Genomic DNA, 6,000 nt, shown 5'->3' with positions numbered 1-6,000 from the left:
GTAGGAAGCGCGAAGATTTACACCCTAAGATTAAGTTATCCGTTAAGTTTCGTCAACCTACCCCCCTCTCCCTGAGACGTTCCCATGCCCACTCCGCAGTGGATTTTAGGGATCCACACCACAACTCCCGTTTTGGGGCTGGCGCTTTTGCCTGTCGAGGAAGCTCTGGGCCAAGGTCACAGCCAATGTTGGATTTTGGATCGGCAGATGGCAGCTCAACTGCATCCTTGCTTAGGAGGGTTCTTGGCTTCTCAGGATAAGCAGCAGATTGTGGCCATTGCGGTGGCTGTAGGGCCGGGTAGCTTCACAGGCAGCCGTTTGGGGGTAAGCGTCGCACGGCTGCTAGGCCAACAGTTGCGGATCCCGGTATTTGGCTATTCGACATTGGCGACGATTGCCCGTCAGGTTTGGCAGGAGCAGGGATCCCCCTCCAATCCCTTGACCGTAGCTGTGCAAATGGATGCCAAGCGGCAGGAATGGTATGGAAGTGTCTATCGAGTTGAGCGGGAGCAGATCTCAGCCCTATGGCTGGATCAGGTTTGGGCTTTAGAAGCCTGGGAACAAGCCCTAGAAAACTGGCCTGAAGCGAAGCGGGTGGATGGTGCTGCTTTCGTGGATCCCCTGCCGGTGTTGGCTTTGGCGGAATTGGCTCGGATGGATTTTTCGGCTGGCTTGCGCCCTTCATGGCAAGAGGTATTGCCGATTTATGGCCGTCAACCGCCTATTGACCCGAAGGTGCTGAATCGGAGTGCCCCATCACCACGGTAAGATTGGGGAGTCTACGCAACGGATCCCCCCGCTGACATGATCTCAAGCAACGATTTGCGCCCTGGCACCTCCGTCGAAATCGATGGATCCCCCTACAAGGTGATCGATTTTCTGCACGTAAAACCCGGCAAGGGAGCGGCCTTTGTGCGCACCAAGCTCAAAAATATGCAGACTGGCAACGTTGTGGAAAAAACTTTTCGAGCCGGTGAAACTCTGCCTGCTGCCACCATCGAAAAAGCGGACATGCAGTACCTCTATGCCGAGGGGGACAATCTGGTGTTCATGGACATGGAAACCTACGAGCAAGCTCCGATTACTGCTGCCCAAATTGGGACCTCCGTGAAGTATTTGAAAGAAAACATGGAGGTGGCAATCCTGCGTTGGAATGGGCAGGTGATCGATGTGGAATTGCCCAATACCGTCACCCTAGAAGTTGTTGAGACGGATCCCGGCGTGAAGGGAGATACTGCCACGGGTGGAACCAAACCTGCCAAGCTAGAAACCGGCGCGGAAGTGCAGGTGCCCCTGTTCATTAAGGTTGGGGAACGGATTCGCGTCGATACTCGTACCGATAGTTACCTGGGCCGTGAGTAGATTCGGTCGGTTTTGCCGTTGTGGATAGGTGATGAACTAGGAGTGAACCTTCCCTTGGATGTTGTCAATTGGCAAGAGATTCGGCTTTTGCTCTCCGCCCTGGAAGAGAGTACCATCACTGAACTCACTCTGGAGTTAAAGGACTTTCGCCTTACCCTGCGCAAAGGGATCCCGGCTGCTGCAGTCACCGAATCGATGAGTCCTCCTCCTGCTCCGGTTGCTGCTGCCCCTCCCCCCCCTGCCCCGGCTGAGGCAGCGCCTACCGGTCGTAAGTCCACCCCCAGTCACTGGGTTGATGTGACAGCGCCCATGGTGGGAACCTTTTATAGTGCACCAGCCCCAGGAGAAGCCGATTTTGTCCGCAACGGCGAACGGGTGAACAAGGGCCAAACCCTCTGTATTATCGAAGCCATGAAGTTAATGAATGAGCTAGAAGCCGAAACCGCGGGAGTGGTGACCGAAATTTTGGTCAGCAATGGGCAGTCGGTGGAATTTGGCCAAGTGTTAATGCGCCTGGATCCGACTGGGTAACGACCAGAAGTTAACGGCAAAATGGCTGCAGCCTTTTCTGATTTCAGACAGGCCCTTGAGCTAGACAAAAACCTTATGGAGTAAGGGATTGCCCTGAATCTGCTGTATCAGATAACGCTGGAAAAGGCTGCCTCGTTTTGAAGCCCAAGCCGACATCTCTGTTCACCTCTGGGGAACGATAGGTTAAAGTACGGCGTAAATGCTGAGCTAGGAGCCCATCTAGATGCCCCCACGCTCCTCTTCCTCCGGTTCCACCCCATTTCCGTTTCTTGAAGCCAAAAGTGCCGCTGCGGCGGATGAACTTGAGTCGAGTTTGCCCCTCGGACAGCGCTTGGTGCGGGCTGGGATGCTTTCCCAATCCCAATTGGCCCAGGCTCTGCGGGAACAGCAGCAAAACCACCTCAAGTTGGGGGAAGTGTGTCTGGAGCGGGGTTGGTTGCAGTTGTCGGATCTCTATCGCTTTATTCCCAGTCAGGCCCTCTCTCTGGGGGAGATCTTGGTGGCATTGGGCTACCTAGATTTTGAGCAGTTGCGGGTGGCTCTGGCGCAGCAACGGCGTTATGGCCGGAAGCTGGGGGAGATCCTGACCTGGAAAGGCTGGGTACAGCAGTCAACCTTGGATCACGCTTTGGATGCGCAGGTGCAATTACAGCGGCTGGCCTCCCCTAACGCTTGGGAAGCCCTCCAGTCGTTTTTAGCTGCTGCTCCGGAACCTGCACTGCCATCAACTCCGGTAGAACCTGAACCTGTGGAATCTGTGGATCCCCTACAGATCATCCAAATTCAGGCGAGAACTCCTGCTCCTACTCCCTATCGAGAAGAACTGACGGAAGGACTCCAGTCCCAGGACTCCGGGATCCCGGCAGAATTGAAAACAGCAGAAGAACTTCCCCCCGTCCCTAAGCCAGGGGCCGAACCTGTGGCAGCTCTGCTGGCTCCTCAGGTGCTAGACCCTAACTCCCCCTTTGCTCCCGAGTCGCAACCGACAACCATCGCCGACTACCGCAGACAGGTGGAAGCCCTCAAATTACAGATTCACCTACAGGAGCGGGAATGGGACGGGATCCTGGCCAATATGAACCAGCAGGTTGCGGATTTTCAGAGCCAGTACCAACAGCGGATTCAAAAATTGGAAGCCACCATTCGTCTGCAACAGGCGGAGATCCAGCAACAGGCGACTTTGCAGCAGGATTTGATGGTTTGGCGGGAGCAACTTCAGCGGCTGGAAACTGATCTGGCCAATGCCCGTGCTGCCGAACAAAAGGCCCAACGCCAGCTACAAACCCAGCAGGATTGCTATCAATCGGAATTGGAGCAGTTACAAGAGCAAATCCAGATTCTGCAAAGGCGCCAGATGGATTCTGTGCCCACCAGTGTTGTAGCCGATTTACAGGCTCAGCTAGAATCTGCCCTACAACAGATACAACAACTCCAGTCGGAACGAGACCGGTTAGAAGCGAAACTTTTTTTGCAAGGGATCCCGCAGGCGGTCACTTCAGATCCCGCAGAGCCGGTAGAGGATCAGGTTAGTGGGGTGGAATCCCTAGAACTAGTCCGTCTGCAAGCACAGGTAGCCAGTCTACAAGAGCAACTTCTGGAATCGTCGGCAGCCCTGCGATCCTGGGAAGAGCGCTATGCTCGGTTGCAACAGGAACACGACATTCAAAGAGCTCAGCTCTCCGGTCGTCCTCATCCAAAGCATGTGGAGGCTTTACAGGCTCAACTGGGACAGTTCCAGGCGGAAATGACCCGGTTGATCACCGTCAATCGGGAGTATGAAGCACAAATCACCCAGCAGGAGGAGCAACTGCAGCAAAGCCAAGCTCAGATCGCCCAAATGACGGCGGAACGGGAAGAAATGGATCAGCGCATGGCTGAATTGGAGGGAGCCCTGCAAACTCGCCAGGAAGCCTTGCAGCAAGCGCAGCAACAGATGAAAAGCTTCAGATCCCGTCTCAGTGCTCTACAGGAGCAGCAAGCCAACCTGACGGTGGAACTGCAACATGCGCGGGAGCTGCTGGCTGCCTATCGACAAAGCCTGGAATCTTTGCAAGAGAATTTGAAAATTCAGCAGGATCAGAACCGTCTGTTGCAGGTGAGCTACGAACAACAAAAGCTGATCGCCGAGGCGGCCCGAGCGGAATTGGAGGCGGCTAGCACTCTGGTTGGCTCCACCCGGGGACGTGTGTCGGCGCGAACCGGGGGATTTGAAGGGCCGCAAGCAAGAAATCAAGGGAGAAATGAAGTAGACGACGGGGAACTGCTCCCAAACCCTGATGAGGATACCTTGCCGGATCCCCTGTTGGCGGAACTTACCCCTTGGGCACGACACCTTTTCCAGAATTTGCAGGAGGCGGGCTTGTTGGATCAGCTGCAGATTGAGCATGTGCTCACTACTTGGCAACAGTCGGGGGGTAAGTTAACGGCGGTGATCGGCGAGTGTACCGGCTTGAAGGCGACTACCATTAAATTTTTTGCCGATGGTGGATACTCTGCACGTCTGGCTGGCTGTCGGCGGGTGGAGGAATTTCTCAAGGCTGCCGATTTGCTCGACAATACGGTGCTGGAGTCCCTACCATCCATGGATGAGTCAGATCATTGGGGGGATCCCCTGATAGAACAGGGCTTATTGCGGCTTGAAACCATTCAGTATTTCCGTAAGCATTTCCTGCAACCCTCTGCCAATGAGTAGTCCTCTCTAAGCTAGGGCAAAACCAGGATCCGGGGTACGATATTTTAGGGATGATCTACCGAACCGCTCCACCATGTCCTTGCTGCCGGAAACCCGTCGTTATGCTGTGCTGGGTACGGGTGCTTTGGGGGGGTTTTACGGAGCCAAGTTGCAACAGGCAGGCTTTGATGTGCATTTTTTGCTCCACAGTGACTACGAGCAGGTTCGCCAAAAGGGGTTGTGGGTGCAGTCTTGCTGGGGCGATTTTCATTTGCCGCAAGTGAAAGCCCATGCCTCCGTGATGGATATGCCCGCTTGCACAGAGGTGATCGTGGCTTTGAAAGCCACCCAAAATGCCCTTTTGCCGCAGTTGATCCCACCGGTGCTGGCGGAGAGTGGCGTGGTGATTCTGCTACAAAACGGGCTCGGAGTGGAGCCTGAGATCGCCGAGTATGTTGGCCCGGAACGGGTGATCGGGGGCTTGTGTTTCATCAGCTCCAATAAAGTTGGCCCAGGCCACATTCACCACCTGGACTATGGGCCGATCCTGCTGGCTCAGTATGGCCCCGACTATGCTGCCCAAGGGATCCCACCTCGACTGGAACAGGTGCAAGCGGACTTTCAACAGGCCGGGATCCCGACATCGCTCTCTCCCGATTTGATGATGGCCCGCTGGCAAAAGTTGGTCTGGAACATTCCCTTCAATGGCCTGTCGGTGGTGTTCAATGCTGATACTCAGCAGATGATTGGGGATCCCGAGGCCCGTGCTCTGGCAGAAACTCTCATGCAGGAGGTGGTGCAGGGGGCTGCTGCTTGTGATCGCCACATTCCCGACTCGGTGATCGAGCAAATGCTGGCCAATACCGAAAAGATGGCTCCCTACCGTACTAGCATGAAGATCGACTACGAACGCAAACGCCCCCTGGAACTGCAAGCAATTTTTGCTAACCCACTGCGCTATGCCCGACAAGCTGGGATCCACCTACCCCGTATCGAGATGCTCCATCGGCAGTTGCAGGTGTTGGATCGCCTGAATCGGGGGATCCCTATCCAGTAGCAGCCATTCGGGCGAGAGCCAACGCTAGAGAGGTTGCCGCCACAATCGGATCGATCACCGGGATCCCCAATCGTGTGGAGAGATAGTCGGCTAATCCTGTCATACCGGCACAGCCGAGTACCAATACATTGGGTTGCAAACTCTGCACAGTTTTTTCGGCAATTTGCTCCAGAATTTGCTGGGAGGCGACGGGATCCCGTTCCAACTGCAACACCCCGATTTGGCTGGCTACTACGCCGCTACAACGGCTCCACAAGCCCAATTTTTGGATATTGTCCTCGAGGATGGGCACCGAGATCGGACGGGTGGTAACCACAGCAAAGCGCCGACCCAGAAGACTCGCTGCGTGGAAACTGGCTTGCCCAATGCCAATCACGGG

At 55.2% G+C, this 6,000-nt stretch carries 6 protein-coding genes; 5 read left to right on the top strand and 1 reads right to left on the bottom strand.

The genetic code is table 11. From position 1 onward, the window contains the following. Positions 1-84: 84 nt before the first annotated feature. From tsaB to L1047_RS16440, 5 genes are all read left to right on the top strand, one after another. Positions 85-768 carry a tRNA (adenosine(37)-N6)-threonylcarbamoyltransferase complex dimerization subunit type 1 TsaB gene (gene tsaB, locus L1047_RS16460; protein WP_235280183.1) on the top strand — a complete coding sequence of 228 codons (684 nt, stop codon included), beginning with the start codon at positions 85-87 and terminating at the stop codon, positions 766-768. A gap of 36 nt (positions 769-804) precedes the next feature. Next, positions 805-1,362: an elongation factor P gene (efp, locus tag L1047_RS16455; RefSeq protein WP_235280182.1), complete on the top strand. Its 558-nt coding sequence runs from the start codon at positions 805-807 to the stop codon at positions 1,360-1,362. A gap of 54 nt (positions 1,363-1,416) precedes the next feature. Further along, a complete protein-coding gene (accB, locus tag L1047_RS16450) occupies positions 1,417-1,893 on the top strand; it encodes an acetyl-CoA carboxylase biotin carboxyl carrier protein (protein ID WP_235280181.1) in 477 nt (158 codons plus the stop codon). 223 nt (positions 1,894-2,116) lie between these two features. Then, positions 2,117-4,585, top strand: a complete 2,469-nt coding sequence (locus L1047_RS16445; RefSeq protein ID WP_235280180.1) for a hypothetical protein — start codon at positions 2,117-2,119, stop codon at positions 4,583-4,585. 73 nt (positions 4,586-4,658) lie between these two features. Further along, the gene (locus L1047_RS16440; protein ID WP_235280179.1) at positions 4,659-5,621 is read left to right on the top strand and encodes a putative 2-dehydropantoate 2-reductase; all 963 of its coding nucleotides are present in this window, start codon (positions 4,659-4,661) and stop codon (positions 5,619-5,621) included. On the opposite strand, the gene L1047_RS16610 is transcribed toward L1047_RS16440, so the two are convergent. Then, entirely contained in the window at positions 5,611-5,997 is a 387-nt protein-coding gene (locus tag L1047_RS16610; protein ID WP_328286090.1) for an aspartate/glutamate racemase family protein, read from the bottom strand. The genes L1047_RS16440 and L1047_RS16610 overlap by 11 nt on opposite strands. Positions 5,998-6,000: the final 3 nt, after the last annotated feature.

It is taken from the genome of Synechococcus sp. Nb3U1 (assembly GCF_021533835.1).
GTDB lineage: Bacteria > Cyanobacteriota > Cyanobacteriia > Thermostichales > Thermostichaceae > Thermostichus.
Note: the sequence above shows the minus strand (reverse complement) of the source record. Positions and strands in the feature narration are given on the sequence as shown.

Excerpts from the sequence above, each read along its gene's own strand:
- L1047_RS16440 (WP_235280179.1), top strand. The coding sequence starts at position 4,659 with ATGTCCTTGCTGCCGGAAACCCGTCGTTATGCTGTGCTGGGTACGGGT.
- L1047_RS16445 (WP_235280180.1), top strand. The coding sequence starts at position 2,117 with ATGCCCCCACGCTCCTCTTCCTCCGGTTCCACCCCATTTCCGTTTCTT.
- efp (WP_235280182.1), top strand. The coding sequence starts at position 805 with ATGATCTCAAGCAACGATTTGCGCCCTGGCACCTCCGTCGAAATCGAT.
- tsaB (WP_235280183.1), top strand. The coding sequence starts at position 85 with ATGCCCACTCCGCAGTGGATTTTAGGGATCCACACCACAACTCCCGTT.